Genomic DNA, 19,522 nt, shown 5'->3' on the forward strand with positions numbered 1-19,522 from the left:
TATAACAAGCTTTATAATAGGTAAAATGAACAAATAATAATTACGAAATTAATATTACTAAACAGAATCATGCTTTTAATAATAAGTTATTTAATATATTATTTTTTGACCTATTTTTTGAGTATATGCATATAATAAACCGAGTTTTGTTTAATATTGGTTTCTAATTTATATTTCTCTAATTATTATATCCACTGGATAATAATACACTAGCAATACAATAAAAAATCACTTTTATCGGCAAATAATAAGCAAATATAATTTAAAAATTAAATAGTCTTCTAAAAATTTAGATGGATTATTGATTCTTAAATTAAATACATTTGTGTATAATCAGTAGATTAAGGACCCGATAAAAGTAAAATTGTATCTAATTTAGCAAAATAATAGGAACGATCTGTATGATAGAACAAAAATTTAACAAAATAAAAAAGACCGTGTTTATTTTGCTGGCGGTCTTTTTTGTAGTAGCAGTGACTGCTGCATCAGCAAGTGCATGTGCTTCAAAAGATAATAAAGAAGAGACTAAAGAAAAGCCGGCTAATGTAGTTGATCCAAAACAAGCTCAAGAAGCAGCCCAAAAGATAGCTCAAGACAAGCTGGGCAACAAATTGTTAGACATGGTAGAGAATAACTGGTTCGGCACTGGCAAGGGAAGCTATTCTGACGACGGTTGGGGAGGCGATTCTGACAACGGTTGGGGAGGCGATTCTGACAACGGTTGGTCTGATGACGACTGGTTCAATGGCGGTTGGTAAGACCATCAGCACTACCAATTGGTAACAAGTCTGACTATGAACTAATCGTAGATATTATAAATCAGTAAGTACCCATTTGTATAATTCCGCATAGTATTATAGAAGTAGTGAGACTCTCAATATATATTGGAGTCTTTCCTGATAGGACTTACGCAGTAAAAGAACTAAATGAAGCGTGAGCAGTTCTATAAAATGTTGTGGAGAAGAAATTTAAATTTCATGCTGCTGTCTTTCGGTTTAAATGCGTAAGTCCCATATAGGAAAAACAGTCTTTTTTGCTTTAGAATAAACAATTTATCTGAGTTTACATTCTGTTTCGTTTGATATAAAGTTCTTTTAGAATACCCGGCTTTCTTCCAGTTGACATAAGAAATATTGAGAATCGTTGAACTTTTACAACACACTGATTCATTCAACAGAATTTTTTGGATAATTTCACTTACTCCATGTTTCATAAAGTGTCCTATTTTGTAACATAAGAGTATGGTTGTTACATATATAGTCTTATCATATAATGGAGACGAATATTTTCATTCCTTGTGACTATGTAATATATAGGTATTTAATTTATATATAGCATATATCCAAAAAATATATAATATACTTGAATTGTTTATCTTTTAGAAGGTCTGATGTCGATTCCGAAAGCATACATAAGCCTAATCAACATCTCATAGTGGTCGTGCCTTATTTTCGATATAGTGACATTTAGAAAAATACCTCAGACGGAATCGACATTAGACACCTTCAAACTCTTGTTTCCGTGCAGAAACTTGCAAACGAATGTAATATACATAAAATCCTTTTGTTTGAATTAATATACATAAAATTTTTTATTTGGATTATGTCCAAAAAGTATGTAATTAACTGATTTATTCATAGGTTACTCATAGTTTAGAGGTTTCAAGTGATTGATTTAAAATATCATGACCCTCAAATATCTCTTGTGGCTAATTCTTATCACCGAAACAATATCGTTCCAAGCAATGCATCAAACTGAATCAGCACTACCTTTATATTTTCTCTTTTTCTTAATTAGTGACTCTGCACCCAATTCGCGGGATAAAAAAATTTCTTTTTCTATCGGTGATTTTTAAGCTATAGTAGTTTTTAAACTATAATGGATATGACTAATCTGTGATTATGCAGTCAGAATCGTTGTAGTAGTAGAACAATTTTCGTCCAAACTAATATTATCTTCAGGTCTGTAGAGTTATGAACATCTTGCTTCCCTAAAATTACATATCAAAAGTTATTATTGTTGGGTTATATTTATTTAGACCGTTTCTAAAATTATATAATGAATGTTGTCTATTCATATGAACTGATGAAACGAACAACAACTTTCTTTGTATTAGCCTTATTGGCTTTGACGTTATGTACAGCTACCGCAGGCGCTTCATCTACCAGTACTGCGTGCAACGTAAAAATTGTCAAGTTTACAGTGAACAATCCAACCGGAACAGCACCAGCCAAAGTAGGATTTACAACTTATACGGCAGGCAACGTTACAAGTGTTCAAGTACAGGTATTGGATAAAAACGGAAAGGTAGTTGCATCCTGTAGATCTTACTGTACACACTGCACGGTAAAGCATATCTGTAACTGCTCGCTTACTCTTAAAAATCCTGGTACCTATGACGTAAAAGTAACTGCATATGGTACTGGAAGTTGTCATGTAGAGCAGACTAAAAAGTCAGCCATTACAATAAAAGCTGTAAATCTCGTTCCAAATTTTACATGCAGCGCATCCGGTAAGAAAGTTACCTTTAAAGACGCGTCTACAGGAGCTGCAAAATGGTCCTGGAACTTCGGTGATGGCTCCAAATCTACTTTAAAGAATCCAACTCACACATATAAAAAGGCAGGAAAATATAAAGTTTGCTTGACCGTATGCAATTCAGGGAATTCTTGTAAGTCTATCTGCAAGACCGTGACCGTAAAGTAATAAGGGAGAACCTCCCTTTCTATTTTTTATTTAATATTGACGGATTTACATCTTACACGCTTTCGTTTCCAGTTACAAGACTGGTTTAGTGTCTTTTTTGCTCTTCCCTATCTAGCTTTCTCTTTAGCCATTTGCTGATTCTCAGTTGTCTCTCTAAAAACTCTCGTTTTACCTTCCTATTATTCATTTAATGTCTTTCGTTTGATACTTCTCTTTTCTTTCTTCTTTTACTCTCTGTTTTCCTTTTTTATCGTGATCTATATTTCTCATACTCGATTTCATTGACAGGTTTATAGTTTCAGCTTAAACAAAAAATCAGTAATGTTTTTATGATGTCAAGTCAACAGTAAATCAGATAGTTTGTAAGAGGGTAGCACGTAGTAAAGTTAGAGTAGTTAAGGCAAGAATCAAAATATCAAGTGATACTATTTTAAGTGACATTATTTCTTCGATTCCGGAAGGTGTGTTTCAAATGCCTCACATAATGGAAATGATGGGTAAAGCCAGAGTAGTCGTAAAAGACGGTAAGGTTATGGAAGTCGAAGCCCCTGAAGTAGAATGGTGCCCACTTTTTGTCAAGCTGCGTGGAGTCCAGAAGATGACTCAGGACGAAATCCGGAAAAATATGGAGTCCCGGATTACTGAGTTAGGTATGTTTACGGAAAAGCGTAAGCTCGAGTTTGAAACAACCGTTGTTGCCTTTGGCGCTTCAGAAATAATGATGAGTGGCCTCAATAACGGCTTTTTAGAAACAACCGTAACCGCCTGCGATGGTGCAGGAACTGTTGTATCGGATAATCCGGCACTAGTTCAGGGAATCGGGGGCAGGATGTCAGGTCTTATTGAAACCGAGCCAATAGATGCTGTTATTAAAGGAATTGAAGAGCGTGGAGGAACTGTACTTGAGCCATCAAATGCAGCCATTAATCCTATAGGTGGGGTAAAGAAAGCTGCCGAACTCGGCTACCGAAAAATTGCAGTAACTGTGGCTGACCCAAAAACTGCAAAAAGCCTTCGGAAGCTCGAACCCGAACTAGGACTTGACCTGATAATAATTGCCGTGCATGTCACGGGTTTGAGTAGAGAAGAAGCTCAGGATATTCTTAAAAGTTCAGATATCGTGATTAGCTGTGCTTCCAGACATATCAGGGAACTTGCAGACCCTCTGGTCCAGGTTGCAGCCGCAATTCCACTTTTTGCCCTTACTCAGAAGGGAAAAGAACTTGTGATTGAAAGGGCAAAGGACATTCAAAGTCCAATTCTGATCAATACTATGAAGCTGCCTGTGCTGCCTTCACATAAGCAGCCTAAGAATCTGATTTAAAAAGGAGCTAAGTCAGTATCAGGCAGTAGCTTATCTGCTTATTTATGTTATTACATACCAAAATCCCTATGTTTTTACAAGGTGTCATACATTTTAAAATTTTTACTGTGATTCAATTTTCCGGGTGTCGACTGAAGTAACAAACTACTGCCTGATGAGTTATTGATTTATATAATTACTTTTCTTTTTTTCCTGTTTTGGACGGCTTTACATCCTTCTTTGATGACTTATCGGCTGAAGCTTTTGCCTGTGTTTTTCCACCGGGCGTACCGGCTTTTGGACTTTCACTCATCGCAGATTTTTTTGCCATATAAAAACCTCTCTGTTATATTATTTTACATAAGTATTTGATTATACTATTTTAAACTTATAAATAAGTTTCCAACTGAAATAATTGTTTATTGCAGGACTTACGCGGTAGAACTGAAAAATCGGTAAGCTTCAAACCTCAACTAGATCTATATTGAACAGGTAATAAATCCGAATATGTTTTACTCTATGCATCAAGAAAAAGTCGATATTAGAAACTCGCTTGTCAAAAGTCACATAAGTAAAAGAAATAATGGTAGATCGTGTAGTGGACTTAGTTTTAGTAAGCGATACAAAACAAAATTTTACTGTAAGTATGCGTTATTTAAAATAGATATGAGAGTTTTGAAGAATCTTTTTGAGTTTAAACTAAGGGAATGAAAAAGAACAAAACCTTAAAACAAATTATTTTAGAATAAAATAAAACATACTTTATTAAAAACATACTTTACTAATAAGCATTTTTTGAATGAGAGTATTAATTCTTCAGATTTTTTTCAAGGGCTTCAGTAGCACTTTTCAGTACTTTGATTCTTGAGTATCGTTTATCGTTTGATTCTACAATAATCCACTGGGCATTTATTGTACTTGTTTTCCGGAGCATCTCGTCTGCAGCGGTTTCATAATCCTTCCATTTATCCCGGTTCCGCCAGTCTTCAGCTGTAATTTTCCATTTTTTTTCAGGGTCAAGTTGCCGGCTGTTAAAGCGTTCCAGTTGAGTCTCTTTGTCAATGTGAAGCCAGAACTTGACTACAATTGCTCCGGCCTGTGTAAGGGTTTCTTCAAATTCATTGATCTCCCTGTAAGCTCTTTTCCACTCTTCCTCACTGCAAAAGCCTTCAACTCTTTCTACCAGGACGCGACCGTACCAGCTCCTATCAAAAATTGTTATATGGCCGGCTTTAGGTATTGATTCGCAGAAACGCCAGAGGTAATGATGAGCCTTCTCTATGTCATTTGGCGAGCCCACAGGAACTACCCGGTAGAGTCTGGGATTTAAATTTTCTACAAGGCGGTAGATGTTTCCTCCTTTGCCTGCAGCGTCCCAGCCTTCAAAGATCACTATTAGAGGGCGTTTTTTCTCAAAAAGTTCATACTGGAGGTCTGCAAGTTTTTGCTGACATAATTTTTTTGATTTTTTATATTCATCAGCATCCATCTTTTTGGAAAGGTCAATCTTTTCCAGAATGGAATTGTTAAACTGAGAAACTTCTGAGATCTCCATATCCAGATACTTAAGAGTCTGTTCAGCCGGAATTCTAGTTGTCTGCTCAATAGAAGCTTCAATTGCATGGATGACCGTCATCATAATTTTCAAAGTTGCAAAGTTCCTGTCATTAGCTTCCACTATTGTCCAGGGAGCATAAGGCATATCGGTTTTTTCCAGGATATTCTCGATAAACGGCAGATACTCATTGTATTTATGGATAAAATCAAGATCTTGCTTTTCTTCATCCTCATACTCATCAAATATCGGAATATCATATTTTTTAAGGCTTTTAAAACGCTCTTTATGCTCTTTTTCACTTATGTGAAGGAAAATTTTTATTATAAGATATTTATCATCGGCGAGCTGCCGCTCAAAATAGTTTATTTCCTCCAGGTATTTCTGCAGTTTTTCTTCAGAGATTTCTTCCCCCAGACATTCTATCATCGCCCTGCTGTACCAGCTCCTGTCAAAGATTGCACTCTTTCCTCTCACAGGAACCCTGGTCCAGAAGCGTGCAATGAAGGGCTTAAGGAGTTCTTCATAGCAGGGCCTGGTCAAGGTGTGGAAATCGTATCCTCTGGGGTCCAGTGAGAGAATAAAACGATTAATATCTTCGGCCATCCCGGATATGTGCCAGCCCTCAAAAACAAGAATAACAGGTATTTTTAATTCCCAGGCTTTTCGCTGGAGTTCTCCAAGTTTGGCTTTTAATATTTTGTAATTTTTTTTGTATTCATCAATTTCTATAGTCTTGGAGAGGTCAATTTTTTCAAGCATAAAGAGCCCTGCATTTGTTTAAAACTGGGTAATATCAGTGTTAATTACTACTGATACAGTAATAAGATATAACTTATAGAATATAATGGCTTTCTAAGTAATATACTATGTAATCCCGTATCCAGTTTAATTTTGCCTTTTTTGTGTGTATTATCTTATTTTTCTATAAGCATCATATTTAATATTTTTTGTTAATTTTGATAATTTTTGTTCATAATATTTTAAAAATAGAAAAATATTAGTTTATGGAACAAGTATTCGTTTCACAGGACGTTTATCTTCAAGAGTCTACACCAACAAAACGAGAAATATTTTTATAAATATAGTTATATAAATGTTTGGATTTTTGATATTTAGTTTTCACTCCTATATAAATAGAATATATTAAACATCTCGGTTTTAGACTACCATCTATATTTATATCTATATCTATTAATAGTTAAGCCACTAACGTATTTTTGATATAAAATTTTAAAATTTATCAATATTTATCTTTTGAAATTAGGTTTTTATCAAATATTTACAAAAAAACCGTACTCAGCTTAAAAACTCCTATCAAATTCGTAAATATGTACTTTTATGTAATTTATGTGTATGTATAGAGATATAACAGTAAATTACATATATTTTTAAACGTGCAATTGACTATATGTAATCTAAAAAAGTTACTCATATGTTTATATATAAAGTACCCTCTTTAAAATATGCTAATAAATATCTAGTTTATACTACAGTTTTCCATGTATACCCGACTTATGCATTATGTAATGTGTTTTAAAACGCATATTTTATTTCACGTATTATTATGCGATCACGTTCATTAAAAGCATATATTTGAATGTTCAATATATCAAGCAGATAAAAAATAATAAAATTGATAAAAAGTTATTAACACACATTTTAAAGTATATGTTTCATCATATGTTTGTTACTACTTATTTTAAAATTATTACAAATATAGTTTACTTTATTGATTCTACCATATATACGCTATATTAAAACAGATTATTAAGTTTAGTTACTCAATAAAATAAACATATGCAGTTTATAAATTATTTTGTTAAAAAATTTTAAATCATATCTCAAATTTAAAATATTTACCATTTTTCATCAAAGTCAACATTTATGCCCATATATTTATAATATAATTTTCTAATCTAATAGTATAGACTAATAAAGTCAAAATGCCTCAAAAGCACATAGGAAAAATTGAACAAAGAAATGAAATTTTTAGCCATAGTTGTAAATTAATAAATAAATAGCTTATCTTCTTCAAAGAATAAACTTTTTCATTTTTTGTGTGACAAACACTGGAGTTCTTATAGTATATGGGAATAATTATTTCTCAAATGCTTTCTCTTTTTTCTTTCATGAATTTTTGCGTTTAATGGGGCGGTTGTCGGTCAAATACTCAATATTCCTATAGTCCATGTAATAGTCGACTTTACAAAATAGGAGTCTAAATGATATCCTGTAGAAATTTTCAGCTTTGTGCATATAGTATATATGAATTCGTTTTTTAGATTGCTTAAATCTGCAGAAATGTCTCAAAAAACAAAAATCAAAAAAGAATTTTTGATATATGCATAAAAGATATAACTGGTATTGTTTTTATTACAAAAATAGACTTTTGTTTGCCTGATAAGGGTTTAGAAAGAATTATAAATCGCATGAATAGGCGAGATCTGTCTGAAGTTTATTTTCGTAACTTTAACTGATATATCTCTCTTTTTTAATTCCGTTTTTATTTTAGTTATAGGTATGTATACATACCTATATATCACACTATTAATATATAAAACTCCATATATTAGTGTATTCTTGCTTTTATGTTTCTATATTTATATAATATTTTTTAGACTAGATAGTGTAGGACTTATGAAGTAAAAAAGTAGTAAAAAGCATAGCAAGAACTATAATAAAAATTTAATAATGTGCGTTATGACTGCACTTAAGATTTATCAATCAAATTTTATGTCTTTGTAGATATATACCATATGAACCCTCTAATATTTATGAAGTCGCATAGATTAAAATTCATTAATTAAATAGAATAAGAATTTTATTTTTCAAATTATCAACTTAATATTATAATTATTATATTTAAAATATAAATTTATTAATTATTAATAAATTTATGGATGATAATATTTTTCTTAATAAAATTTATATTATATAAAAAATGTTTATTTCAATGTAATTTTATATAGTTACAATTAATAAACATGAAATTAAAATATTTATTCAAGAAATATCAGAAAAAACAGAGAAAAACTGTAACCAAATTATAGTGCCAGCTCAAGGTCAAATATTTCTTCGAAAAGTTTGTATTTTTTGCGGGCTCTGTACAGGTACTGACGGATGGGAGTTTCATCTTTTGCCCTGGCAAAAAGCGCTTCGATTTCCCCTTTTGAGAAAACAGCTTCAAGTTTTTTTGTAGGAATTGCCTCCAGTCCTTTCCAGTCATCGATCCTCTGATTACTTATAGGAATCGGAATTGGAAGCAAGGATATCTGGATTTCATCAACCCAATTCCATTCAGAATCATAGATGTTTGCATAAAAAGCCCCGCAAGATATGCATTTTGTTACTACTACAGTTCTTTCTCCTGATACATGATAGCTGAGGCTCATAAGTATGGAATTGCAATTGGTACAATTACCGATCTCATTTTTTTCCAGGCTATAGGCATGTATCAGGTTCTCTCCAACATATAGATCGTTTTCCTTAAGATCATATCCGTACTCCATATAGTTCGCTCCTGGATGAGGCCGAGAGGGTTAGTACCATTGGTTTTTGGGCTCTTCCTTATTTCTTTACTTTTTTTCTTTGTAAAGGTTATAAACCTATTAATATTAATCGGGTATGTATGCTCCTCATTTTTGAGGAATTCTGTACGGTTTAAGTTAATAAAAACGTACGTTTTTGTTTTTATTTCATATCATTTGTTGTCGAGTAACATAACTTTCCAGAAAAATAACACAAAGAAAGGAGAAATCATAAAGATTAGTCATGTAACCAAGAACAGTTACATTAAAATTTTGTCAATTTATAGACTTATTTCTCAAATATAATTAATAAGGTTCCAATTATTAACATGTTTTTTCAAATTATATCCAAAATATTAGAATAAAATACTCATTCTGTAAAAAATATTTGTTATCTTAAATATATATAGTTAACTCCTAATTAAAACAGTAACTATTCAGCCGATTCAAACGTGTCTACAGATAGTGATTTTAGTAAAATCAAGGAATTCAAAGAATAACCGTCGGAAACGGAAAAATAACATTTCACTATTTCAATTTTTATTCCAACACTCATCCACTGCAACCTGAAATTTCTATCTTGTTCTTTATCTTAAAACTTTATAATGAAAGAAATCTGATCACATGACAATTATTAGAGGTTTTCATAATAAGATTAATCCTTTAACTTTAGGCTTCTTATTGTAATTCAAAAATTGGGTCATTACTTAGAACAAGTAAATATTGGATCAGTAAAAATTAGGCCTTTCCGGGAAATTAAACGCAAGCTTAATATGTTATTATAAGAGAATAAGAGTGTACTTAAGTAAATATATTACGTAAGTGTTCAAATTTACTCTCAAAAACTAAGAGCTTTTTCAATTTAGACATATGTATGTCTTTTACTAAAAATTAAAAATCTATAAAACTGTCACGTTTATAACGAAACAAATTAAAAATATTTAAACCTTGTCAGGTGCGGGTGGAGCACAAAAATCGATATATCAGAGAAAGAATATAATACGTATAAAAACTGGATTTGAAGCAAAGTAAAGTTGTTTATGGATATCAACTTTTTTTGTGTCCATCCCCCTCACAACAAATAAATTTAAAAATCTATATATAGATCTATAACTTACATAGTTTACTACATCAGTAAAGGTGGTAATTAATGGTATCCATCCGAGCTAAAATTAAATCCAGGTTAGAGAAATTTCTAGAAGTTGATTCCAGTGGATATCGAAGGGCAATCCTGTGTATCTTCATCAAGGTAAAAAAAGCGACTATTGACGAACTGCATGAAATGCTTGCAAGTAAGTATAACGTATCTCGGAATACAGTCGCATCCATGGTAGGGTACATCCATTCGAAGCTTGGAATTCTAAGAGCGCATAAAGAATCCTATAAAACTCCTATGGTTTACCTTTTGAGAGAAGAATATATAGACCTGCTAATGAAAATTGTAGCTTCACCTAAGTCATCTGCTGAGTTTACGACTTGAAAAGTTTTACTATTCACCAAAAACGTCTAATGGACAATGTCACTCGTTAAAAACGCACCCAGAACGGCAACGACTATTGTTGTAAGATCGGATTCCAATTCTCGAATAAGCCACTCAAGGGATCCATATTACACTCTTATGCGGCGCATTTTTCAAGAAGACGCTACTGCTGTCAGAGGTCAGAAGTTCCTGACTATAATAGAAGAACGTCAAGCTTCAGGAAGTGCAATACGGACTGATGAATGGAAAAACCTTCTTGAAGAACTTCAGATAGGACGCGCCTCATTCTATGCGATGCGCAACAAGCTGCTTGGAGCCGGATTGATTTCGATAAAAGATAAGGAGTACAGGCTTTCAGGTCAGTTTTCAAAGGATCTTTTAGACATGGCCCGCTGGTGGTGGACTGCAGTTCTCAACCAGCCTGAGGAAAACCTTTAAGGAATAATTCTCTTATTTTCACTTAACTTTAAAATATTTTAGTTCACGTCTTATTTTAATATCTGTCTTAATCTCATTTTAACATCTCATTTTAACATCTCATTTTAACATCTCATTTTAACATCTCATTTTAACATCTCATTTAATTTTGAAAGATCAGGCACTTCATCCGAAAGGTATTTATATAAAATCTTCCTTTAGAAGATACGCTTCATGGCGAAAGAAATGCGCCCCACAACGAAAAATCATAGAAGCCCGGTAGTGTAGTGGTCAATCATGCGGGACTCTGGATCCTGCAACCTCGGTTCGAATCCGTGCCGGGCTATACACAAATCTTAATAAATTACTTTTTTGATATGAAGATTAGAATTTTTATTAATAGCTTTTACGTTAGGGTTTTTATGTTTAGGTTTCTATATTAGAGTTTCTCTTTTTATCTAATATTAAATATTAAATTTATGTAAATTATTGACAAATATACAATTATATATTTAGAAATTAATTGAAAAAACTCAGGAGTAACTAAAAGTTCTACTATGGTTTTTGTTATAGTTTATAAATCTCCAGCTCTCAGTTCTGCAATATATGGATCATAAGCTACTGTTGAGCTGCCCGAACAACGTGCAATGTAATAATCTGCAACAATACAAGCTTGCTGCTCGCGATTGTACTCACTGAAATGACTTTTTTCTCCAGCCCTGTATGCATATCCTTCACTTACCTGTGCACAAAATGCTTCAACCAGATATTGCGAGCCTGTAGATTCCATCTGCGCGACATGAGTTAATTCATGTATAAGCCACTTCATATCGGAGCTGCCTGCTGTAGTGTTGAGCTTTCTATTGAAGTTGACTGTGTGAAAGGTTGTAATTCCCATACCTGAGCATCTTTTCAGCTTTGTCCCCAACCATGCAAGAAATGAAGCTTCGTCGATTTGCACCTTCCGGTAGTTAATTCTATTTCCAAATATGCCTCTAGCCTCCTTTTCTTCTATTGCTGTAAGACTTCGGGTATTAGTTTTGACGGTTTGCCATAAGTTGTCCATAAACTCAGGGAAGACACACGTATCGAGAATTCTTGCGATAATCCGGCCAAAACTTACAGCAAGGAATAATAATCCATATCGTATCAACTTGTATGAACCCCCCTCTCTGTCAGGAAAGGTTTTGACGGTCTTCAAGACAGCTTTCAAAAAACTATCTTTTTTATTACCTTTTCTCAGGCTTCAATTCCTTGTCTTCCAATCCCAGCCACTTGAGTTCTAAATCATAATTTCTATATCGCTATGCTGGAAAGTACAGTTAATTACTTCAATTTACAGAGTGCTTGATACTCCTCTTGAAGTCGTAAGCTTGTATCCATGCTAAAAACACAGGTTTTTCTAATAAAAGCTCGCTGTCGATAAATAAAAAATGACTTGAAAATTATGTATCCAGAGACAGAAAATTAAAATTGTAGCCTCAGGATATTAATGATCATCATTCCTAAAAGTTATGATAAACGATTAAGAGAAGGTTTTCTGTAGAACATCACCTGCAAGAATATCCTTTGAAATTTTTGGATGGTAAAGCCTGTTTGCTGTAGTTTTTATCTGCAACGCATCGATTAATTTATTCTAAAAACTTTTTCCCTATTTAGCTTTCGGCATTCTTCAGCTTAGAAACTGAGGTTCTCCTGTTCTAAAAACTCAAAACTATACTTTTATTTTATATATAATTATAAATACTAAAATATATCCAGATTTGAATAAAGCTATTATGGTTAAAAAAATTAATACATATAAAAGAATTTTAAATCTGGTACAGAAAAAATATTTTAACAGAAAAAAAATTAAACAAAAAACTAAAATTGAGTACTGAAATGGCGCTGATTATGAAAAAGCCAGGATAGTAAAGTCATCTTATAGTTCCTCAGGCACTATCTTTCCACAATTTTCTTTTGACTTCTTCTATTAACACAAATAATTATATTTATAAATAATGTTAAATAGCATCGAATACAATTATTAGATCAAATCAGCATTATTAGATTAAATAAGCATTTTATTAAGTACTTTGTTAAAGTTAAGCAAAATAAGTGATTGAGTGGGGACCATAAATCTATCATTGTTTAGTAATCACTGAACTATCAGCGATTATCTGTACCTAGAATAGTTATATTTTATGGACTGTAGGCTATATATTTTGTATGCAAGTACTATGTTTGTAAAATACCCATATAGTTAATGTTATAAATAAATACATCTGTTATCTAAACTCTAAGAATATAAGTATTTTACTAATGCCGTTTTATAATGAATTTATATGTATAACTAAAAAACTATATTAATAAAGAAGACAACTGAGTTACTTTAAGTTTGGGGGGTATTAATTGAGTAAGCAACTGAAAGTGTTATTTATAGGGACCTATGTTCCAAAAGAATGTGGGATTGCCACATTCACATTTGATCTTTTAAACTCAGTGTCCGGCGAAGACAATGACGTTCATTGCGAAGTAATTGCTTTGAACGATCCCTCTGAGACCTATGATTATCCTGAAGAAGTCGTTTTTCAAATACAGAGGGACAAGATTGAGGATTATTACCGGGCCGCGGATTTTATAAACCAATCTGACATCGATATCGTGTGTCTGCAGCATGAATTCGGGCTTTTCTGGGGAAATGCGGGAGACTATATTTTTGCTCTTCTTTCAGGAATCAACAAGCCTGTAATAAGCACGATGCATACAATAATTCAAAAACCTGAACCTGAGTACAGAGTATCCACGGAAAAGCTCATCAGATATTCCGAAAAGCTGATTGTAATGAGCCAGACTGCAGTCGAGATGTTAAAAGACGTTTATAAAGCTCCTGAGGATAAAATAGAACTAATTTTTCATGGAGTACCTGACTGCCCTTTTAACAACTGCAGTAAGTATAAAAAGAAATTGAACCTGAGGGGAACTCCTCTTGTCTTAACTTTCGGCCTGCTGAGCCAGAACAAAGGTATAGAAAGCATGCTTGATGCTCTTCCTGAGGTCATAAGCCAGTATCCTGATCTTGTTTACCTAGTCCTGGGTGCTACGCATCCTGTAATTAAAAAGAACTTTGGAGAAGAATACAGGCAATATCTTCAGAATAAGGTCTCAGAACTTGGGCTTGAAAAAAATGTAGTGTTCCATGACAAGTTTGTCGAGAAAGAAGAACTTTGCGATTATATCCTTGCCAGTGACATTTACGTATCTCCTTATCTTTCCAGAGAACAGATAGTAAGCGGTGCTCTTACCTATGCAATTGGTATGGGAAAAGCAATAGTTTCCACTCCATACTGGTACGCCCAGGAAATGCTTTCCGACAGTCGTGGACTGCTTGTAGATTTCGGGGACACAACTGGCTTTCGAGAATCTCTTTTGCACTTGATAGAAAATCCAGAAGAGTGTGATAATATGCGCAAAAAGGCATATGATTTTGGTCGAAAAATGACATGGAAAAACGTAGGTAAACAATATAATACGGTTTTCACCAGGGCTTTAAAGAACTACAGTGCCTACTCCACTATGAAAAAGTTTAATTTCCTTCCAAACCTGCTACCTGAAGTAAAACTTGATTATCTGAAATTATTAACCGATGACGTGGGCATTATTCAGCATACTAATCTTGGCGTACCGGCTCGTCATTACGGGTACAGTACCGATGACGTAGGTCGAGCTCTTGTTGCACTGACACAGTTAATAGATAACCAGAAGAAAGCCGAAGAGTTGTGGAAGTTAATTACCACATACTTGAGTTTTCTTGAACATGCCCAGACTGACACAGGTCACTTCCACAACTTCATGAGTTATAAACGGGAATTTTTGGATGAAAAAGGCAGTGAAGACACTCTAGGACGTGCTATCTACGGGCTTGGACATGTGGTAAGTTGCCCTTATCTGTCAAAAAATATACGCACGCTTGCCCACACTCTTATTAGTAGAGCCGGAGTTGAGATGGAGAAACTTATCTATCCAAGAGCAAAAGCCTATACAATGTGCGGTTTGTATGAAATGCTCAGGACTGGTGTGGACGCCGATGAGTTTGAAGTTGTCTTCAACTCGCGTAGGGATGCGGTCAAGTCCATAGACTCCCTTATAAGTAAAGATACATTTGAGTCCATATTTATCAACCATGCGAACTCTCTGGTAGACCTGTATGAGGCTAACCGTAAAGAAGACTGGAACTGGTTCGAACCTACAGTAACCTATAGTAACGCAAAACTCAGTGAATCTCTTTTACTGGCGTACAATTACACCAAAGACCGTACCTATCGGAAGGTCGGTCTTGCAACCCTTGACTTTCTTACTGAGATTCAATGGAAAGGCGACTTTTTTGACATGGTCGGAAATGAGGGCTGGTACTCTTACAATGGGGAAAAGCCTATTTTTGACCAGCAGCCTATTGAAGCAGGTTATCTGACCCAAGCTTATGTTTCAGCTTATGAGATTGTACGTGACAGAAAATATCTGGAACTTGCAAGATATTCTTTTGAATACTTCCTTGGAAGAAATCGTTTGCAAACTGTTATGTACGATTATTCCACAGGCGCAGTCTGTGATGGGCTCAACCGCGATGGTATGAACTGTAACCAGGGTGCGGAATCCATAATTTGCTTCCTCATGGCTTTAAGCTCTTTAAACAAGCATATAAATAAAGCTCTCAGTACGATATTGCAATCCAGGGTGAGCGATGAGGTTAATGATGAGACCTTGCAGAAAAGAAAGAGCTTTTTGTCAGCAAATCAGGTAGAGTAAGAAAAAAATAAGAATCACGCTCTTGAGATTTAGAGAATAACATATCTGAAGTAAAATAACGTATCTTAAGTAAAAAACAACATATCTGAAGTAAAATAACATGAATTAAGAGAACAATGTGATCCGGAGATAAGAGAATATAACATTGGGGATGAAATAATAATATGATATGGAAAGACCATGGGGAGTTATTTGTAAGATACAATCGGAATCCTATATTAACCGTTGATGATTGGCCTTATAGGGCCCACTCAGTTTTTAACCCTGCAGCTGCTATAGTTGACGGTATGACCCTGTTACTGGTCAGGGTTGAAGATCACAGAGGCTTTTCTCACTTTACAATAGCAAGGAGTGAAAACGGAATTGATGGCTGGGAAATTGATCCTGAACCGACCTTTGCTCCGGATCCTATAAACTATCCTGAAGAGATATACGGTATCGAAGACCCGCGCATAACCTATATAGATGAGATAAAAAAATGGGCTGTGGCATATACAGCTTTTTCGGATTCAGGTCCCTTAACTGCACTTGCCTTTACCGAAGATTTCCGGAATTATGATCGAATAGGAGCTACTATGCCTCCTGAAAACAAGGACGCTGCAGTTTTTCCTGTAAGGTTTAATGGCAAATGGGCAATGTTACACAGACCTGTATCTAGTATTGCGGGTGCAAAAGCAAATATCTGGATTTCCTTTTCGCCTGATATGAAATACTGGGGAGATCATGAGGTTCTTCTGTATGCCAGAGAAGGTGGGTGGTGGGACGCGAATAAAATAGGCCTGTCCCCACAGCCAATCCGTGTATCTGATGGATGGTTAATTATGTACCATGGAGTACGTCAGACAACGGCTAAGGCAAGTTACCGGCTAGGACTTGCCCTTCTTGATCCTGAAGACCCTACAAAAGTGCTTCACAGATCTGAAGGCTGGGTTTTCGGGCCGCGTGAAATGTACGAACGCAGCGGAGACGTCAATGATGTTGTTTTCCCCTGCGGATGGGTCCTTGTGGGCGATGAAATTCGCATCTACTACGGGAGTGCAGATACTTCCGTGTCGTTAGCTACCGCAAATGTGCGAGATGTCCTGAAATATATTCACGAATGTCCTGAAAAACAATGCCCTGATGAGTACTGCAGGTGGTTTGAAGAGGATATAGAAGGTTCCACTGATCCGAAAAGAGGTTATTTAAAACTGAAATAAATTAAAATAAAAATTAAAAATAAAAATAATATTAAAAATAAAATTAAAACTAAAATTAAAACTAATATTAAAGATAAAATCAAAAATAAAATTAAAAACTAATCTTTAAAGCTCTAAATTAAAAAGCTCTAAATTAAATACTGAAAGCTGAAACGTAAAAAATAAAACTAAGTTTGGGGATGTGAGTGATTTTGGGGGTATTAATATAAGAATTGCAATGTTGTCTCCGATTGCTTGGAGCACGCCACCTAAAAAGTATGGTCCCTGGGAATCTATTGTATCTTTATTAACTGAAGGATTGGTAAAAAGGGGTATTGACGTTACACTGTTTGCAACAGCAGATTCTCACACAGCGGCGAAACTTCATGCTGTTTGTCCCAGACCCTATGAAGAAGATAAGGATATAATAATAAAAGTGTATGAAGGACTGCATATATCAGAAGTTTTCGAGAGGGCAAAAGAGTTCGATATAATCCATAACCATTTCGATTATCTTCCTCTAACCTACAGTGGGCTTGTCAATACGCCTGTTGTAACAACAATCCATGGTATTTCTTCACGGAAGATTTTGCCTGTATATAAAAAGTACAATAATAGAACTTTTTACGTATCCATAAGTGATGCTTACCGCTGCCGCGATCTGGACTATATAGCAACTGTTCGGCACGGAATTGATATAGAAAGCTTCCACTTCAATGAAAAACCACAGGATTACTTACTCTTTCTATCACGACTGCATAAAGACAAAGGCGTAAAAGAGGCAATCGAAGTTGCAAAAAAGACAGGTAGAAAACTTAGAATTGCTGGTTTCATTGCGGACCAGACTTATTTTGAAAAAGAAGTTCAGCCCTTCATAGACAATAAACAGATCATTTATGAAGGACATATTGATCCTGAGTTTAAGAAGGAACTCCTGTCAAATGCCTATGCTTTGCTGCACATGATTAATTATGAAGAGGCTTTCGGAATTGGCGTAGTTGAAGCTATGGCCAGCGGTACACCGGTAATTGCATTGAACAGAGGTTCAATGCCTGAACTTATCCGGGATGGAGAGACTGGATTTCTCGTCAATAGCATTGAGGAAGCTGCCGAAGCTGTACAAAAACTTGGCTCCATATCCCGCAAAGCCTGCCGGGAAAGCGTGGAAAAACGCTTTTCGGTTGACAGGATGGTAGATGATTACATTAAAGTGTATAAGACCATCCTCGAAAAATGCAAACGTGAAGAAGAAAGGCCCTGGGGCTTTTATGAAGTTCTCAGGCAGAGGCCTGGATATAAGGTCAAAAGCCTCACTATCTTTCCTCAGGGTGAAATCTCACTCCAGCGCCATTTTCATAGAAGCGAGCACTGGTACATAATCAGTGGAGAGGGCCTTGTAACTAAAAATACAAGTCATATAAGGGTTCTTCCTGGAGATTCGGTCGATCTTCCTGTGAACGAGGTACATAGAATTAAGAATATAGGCGGTCAAAACCTTGTTTTTATCGAGATCTCACAGGGAGACTATCTTGGAGAAGATGATATTGAAAGACTTGAAGACAAATATGGGAGAGCTTAAGTAAATTCGTGCATATCGAAATTGTTTCCTTTTTACAACAGAATGTTTCCTTTTTACAACAGAATGTTTCCTTTTTACAACAGAATGTTTCCTTTTTACAACAGAATGTTTCTTTTTTACAATAGAATGTTCCCTTTTTACTGTACTTCTATTTTTTCCGCATTTCTTAAGATTTTTAAGATTTTTCCTTTTTACAAGATCCCTTTTTTTACATTTCTGCCTCAACTAATAAAAATTCAATCAGGACATTCTGAATTGTTATAGCAATTCCTCACCTGAGCCGCCACTTCCTCACCCAGCCTTTCAGAGACGTTTTCTATAAAAAGCTCGATATACTCGAGTGGTACGCAGCCAAGGCTTTCTTCTCCTGATAAGATGAGCCTGACAAGGTACTCAAGGTCATATCGAGTTAGTAGTTTTATTCTCCTGAGAAAATCCTGAGCATCTTTTGCATAGTGGTTTGCCAGCGGAGGAAGTATGGAACGATAAGCCATTCCTGAGCCTGAACAGAGATATCCTTCGCACTCCGGGGCAACGGTTTTCAGAATGCCAATGTCCGTTTCTGAGAGTAGTCTTGCCATGATGATCACCATTATAAATTAATTTGTATTTCGGAGATGTTTCAGAGATATATAGATGCATCAGAACTGTGTTTCAGATACAATAGACGCATGCAGCTGGAGCTTCAGACATAAAGAATATATACAAATTAAACACGTATAAACGGTATTTCAGAGCTTTTCTTTATATGAGGGTTATCCTGTTTTTGACATTTAATTATAGAACGCATACTCACAGACAGGATACGTCGGATGATTGATAAGTAAACCCAGGTATATAAGTTAAGAATAAACAATTCTAAGTTTAACCTCTTTTTAAGAAGGATGAAGAGTAAAACTTGAGGATTCCCGAATGATTTGCTATTGTTCGGATCGCCTCTGGTTTTTACAGTACAGCCTTTGTTTACAGCCGGAATTTCACTTTTTACC

The 19,522-nt window shown here is 34.8% G+C and carries 13 protein-coding genes and 1 tRNA gene; 9 read left to right on the top strand and 5 right to left on the bottom strand.

Translation table 11 applies throughout. From position 1 onward, the window contains the following. The first annotated feature begins 401 nt into the window (after positions 1 to 401). The 3 genes from MSBR3_RS03630 to MSBR3_RS03645 all read left to right on the top strand — a co-directional run bounded on the left by MSBR3_RS03630 (position 402) and on the right by MSBR3_RS03645 (position 4,030). On the top strand, positions 402 to 758 hold the full coding sequence (locus tag MSBR3_RS03630; RefSeq protein WP_048106510.1) for a hypothetical protein: 357 nt from the start codon (positions 402 to 404) through the stop codon (positions 756 to 758). A 1,327-nt stretch (positions 759 to 2,085) separates the two neighbouring features. After that, positions 2,086 to 2,706 carry a PKD domain-containing protein gene (locus tag MSBR3_RS03640; protein ID WP_196297000.1) on the top strand — a complete coding sequence of 207 codons (621 nt, stop codon included), beginning with the start codon at positions 2,086 to 2,088 and terminating at the stop codon, positions 2,704 to 2,706. Between the two features lie 472 nt (positions 2,707 to 3,178). Further along, positions 3,179 to 4,030, top strand: coding sequence for a methanogenesis marker 8 protein (locus MSBR3_RS03645; protein WP_048106516.1), 852 nt, complete (start codon positions 3,179 to 3,181; stop codon positions 4,028 to 4,030). 175 nt (positions 4,031 to 4,205) lie between these two features. Here MSBR3_RS03645 and MSBR3_RS21345 read toward each other — a convergent pair whose 3' ends face one another. The 3 genes from MSBR3_RS21345 to MSBR3_RS03655 form a co-directional block, all read right to left on the bottom strand. After that, positions 4,206 to 4,340 carry a hypothetical protein gene (locus MSBR3_RS21345; protein WP_268989115.1) on the bottom strand — a complete coding sequence of 45 codons (135 nt, stop codon included), beginning with the start codon at positions 4,338 to 4,340 and terminating at the stop codon, positions 4,206 to 4,208. A gap of 477 nt (positions 4,341 to 4,817) precedes the next feature. Beyond that, the gene (gene pap / locus MSBR3_RS03650) at positions 4,818 to 6,326 is read right to left on the bottom strand and encodes a polyphosphate:AMP phosphotransferase (RefSeq protein WP_048106517.1); all 1,509 of its coding nucleotides are present in this window, start codon (positions 6,324 to 6,326) and stop codon (positions 4,818 to 4,820) included. Between the two features lie 2,285 nt (positions 6,327 to 8,611). After that, positions 8,612 to 9,076, bottom strand: a complete 465-nt coding sequence (locus MSBR3_RS03655) for a hypothetical protein (protein WP_048106518.1) — start codon at positions 9,074 to 9,076, stop codon at positions 8,612 to 8,614. 1,168 nt (positions 9,077 to 10,244) lie between these two features. On the opposite strand from MSBR3_RS03655, the gene MSBR3_RS03660 reads away from it, so the two are divergent. The 3 genes from MSBR3_RS03660 (at position 10,245) to MSBR3_RS03670 (ending at position 11,337) form a co-directional block, all read left to right on the top strand. Continuing rightward, positions 10,245 to 10,574: a DUF2551 domain-containing protein gene (locus MSBR3_RS03660; protein ID WP_048106520.1), complete on the top strand. Its 330-nt coding sequence runs from the start codon at positions 10,245 to 10,247 to the stop codon at positions 10,572 to 10,574. A 36-nt stretch (positions 10,575 to 10,610) separates the two neighbouring features. Further along, entirely contained in the window at positions 10,611 to 11,012 is a 402-nt protein-coding gene (locus MSBR3_RS03665) for a hypothetical protein (RefSeq protein WP_048106522.1), read from the top strand. A 252-nt stretch (positions 11,013 to 11,264) separates the two neighbouring features. Continuing rightward, a tRNA-Gln gene (locus tag MSBR3_RS03670) sits at positions 11,265 to 11,337 on the top strand. A gap of 228 nt (positions 11,338 to 11,565) precedes the next feature. Here MSBR3_RS03670 and MSBR3_RS03675 read toward each other — a convergent pair. Continuing rightward, positions 11,566 to 12,192, bottom strand: coding sequence for a hypothetical protein (locus MSBR3_RS03675; RefSeq protein ID WP_230627747.1), 627 nt, complete (start codon positions 12,190 to 12,192; stop codon positions 11,566 to 11,568). Between the two features lie 1,190 nt (positions 12,193 to 13,382). Here MSBR3_RS03675 and MSBR3_RS03680 point away from each other — a divergent pair. The 3 genes from MSBR3_RS03680 (at position 13,383) to MSBR3_RS03690 (ending at position 18,533) form a co-directional block, all read left to right on the top strand. Then, entirely contained in the window at positions 13,383 to 15,776 is a 2,394-nt protein-coding gene (locus MSBR3_RS03680) for a glycosyltransferase family 4 protein (RefSeq protein WP_048106524.1), read from the top strand. A 164-nt stretch (positions 15,777 to 15,940) separates the two neighbouring features. Next, complete coding sequence (locus MSBR3_RS03685; RefSeq protein ID WP_048106526.1) at positions 15,941 to 16,975, top strand: glycoside hydrolase family 130 protein; 1,035 nt, start codon at positions 15,941 to 15,943, stop codon at positions 16,973 to 16,975. A gap of 181 nt (positions 16,976 to 17,156) precedes the next feature. Beyond that, complete coding sequence (locus tag MSBR3_RS03690; RefSeq protein WP_230627749.1) at positions 17,157 to 18,533, top strand: glycosyltransferase; 1,377 nt, start codon at positions 17,157 to 17,159, stop codon at positions 18,531 to 18,533. A gap of 236 nt (positions 18,534 to 18,769) precedes the next feature. Here MSBR3_RS03690 and MSBR3_RS03695 read toward each other — a convergent pair whose 3' ends face one another. Next, positions 18,770 to 19,114 (bottom strand): hypothetical protein, encoded by a 345-nt coding sequence (locus tag MSBR3_RS03695; RefSeq protein WP_048106528.1) that lies wholly within the window; start codon positions 19,112 to 19,114, stop codon positions 18,770 to 18,772. Positions 19,115 to 19,522: the final 408 nt, after the last annotated feature.

The sequence above is a fragment of the Methanosarcina barkeri 3 genome (assembly GCF_000970305.1).
GTDB lineage: Archaea > Halobacteriota > Methanosarcinia > Methanosarcinales > Methanosarcinaceae > Methanosarcina > Methanosarcina barkeri_A.

Coding starts and splice junctions, on each gene's coding strand:
- MSBR3_RS03630 (WP_048106510.1), top strand. CDS start 402: ATGATAGAACAAAAATTTAACAAAATAAAAAAGACCGTGTTTATTTTG.
- MSBR3_RS03640 (WP_196297000.1), top strand. CDS start 2,086: ATGAAACGAACAACAACTTTCTTTGTATTAGCCTTATTGGCTTTGACG.
- MSBR3_RS03645 (WP_048106516.1), top strand. CDS start 3,179: ATGCCTCACATAATGGAAATGATGGGTAAAGCCAGAGTAGTCGTAAAA.
- MSBR3_RS21345 (WP_268989115.1), bottom strand. CDS start 4,340: ATGGCAAAAAAATCTGCGATGAGTGAAAGTCCAAAAGCCGGTACGCCC.
- pap (WP_048106517.1), bottom strand. CDS start 6,326: ATGCTTGAAAAAATTGACCTCTCCAAGACTATAGAAATTGATGAATAC.
- MSBR3_RS03655 (WP_048106518.1), bottom strand. CDS start 9,076: ATGGAGTACGGATATGATCTTAAGGAAAACGATCTATATGTTGGAGAG.
- MSBR3_RS03660 (WP_048106520.1), top strand. CDS start 10,245: ATGGTATCCATCCGAGCTAAAATTAAATCCAGGTTAGAGAAATTTCTA.
- MSBR3_RS03665 (WP_048106522.1), top strand. CDS start 10,611: ATGTCACTCGTTAAAAACGCACCCAGAACGGCAACGACTATTGTTGTA.
- MSBR3_RS03685 (WP_048106526.1), top strand. CDS start 15,941: ATGATATGGAAAGACCATGGGGAGTTATTTGTAAGATACAATCGGAAT.
- MSBR3_RS03695 (WP_048106528.1), bottom strand. CDS start 19,114: ATGGCAAGACTACTCTCAGAAACGGACATTGGCATTCTGAAAACCGTT.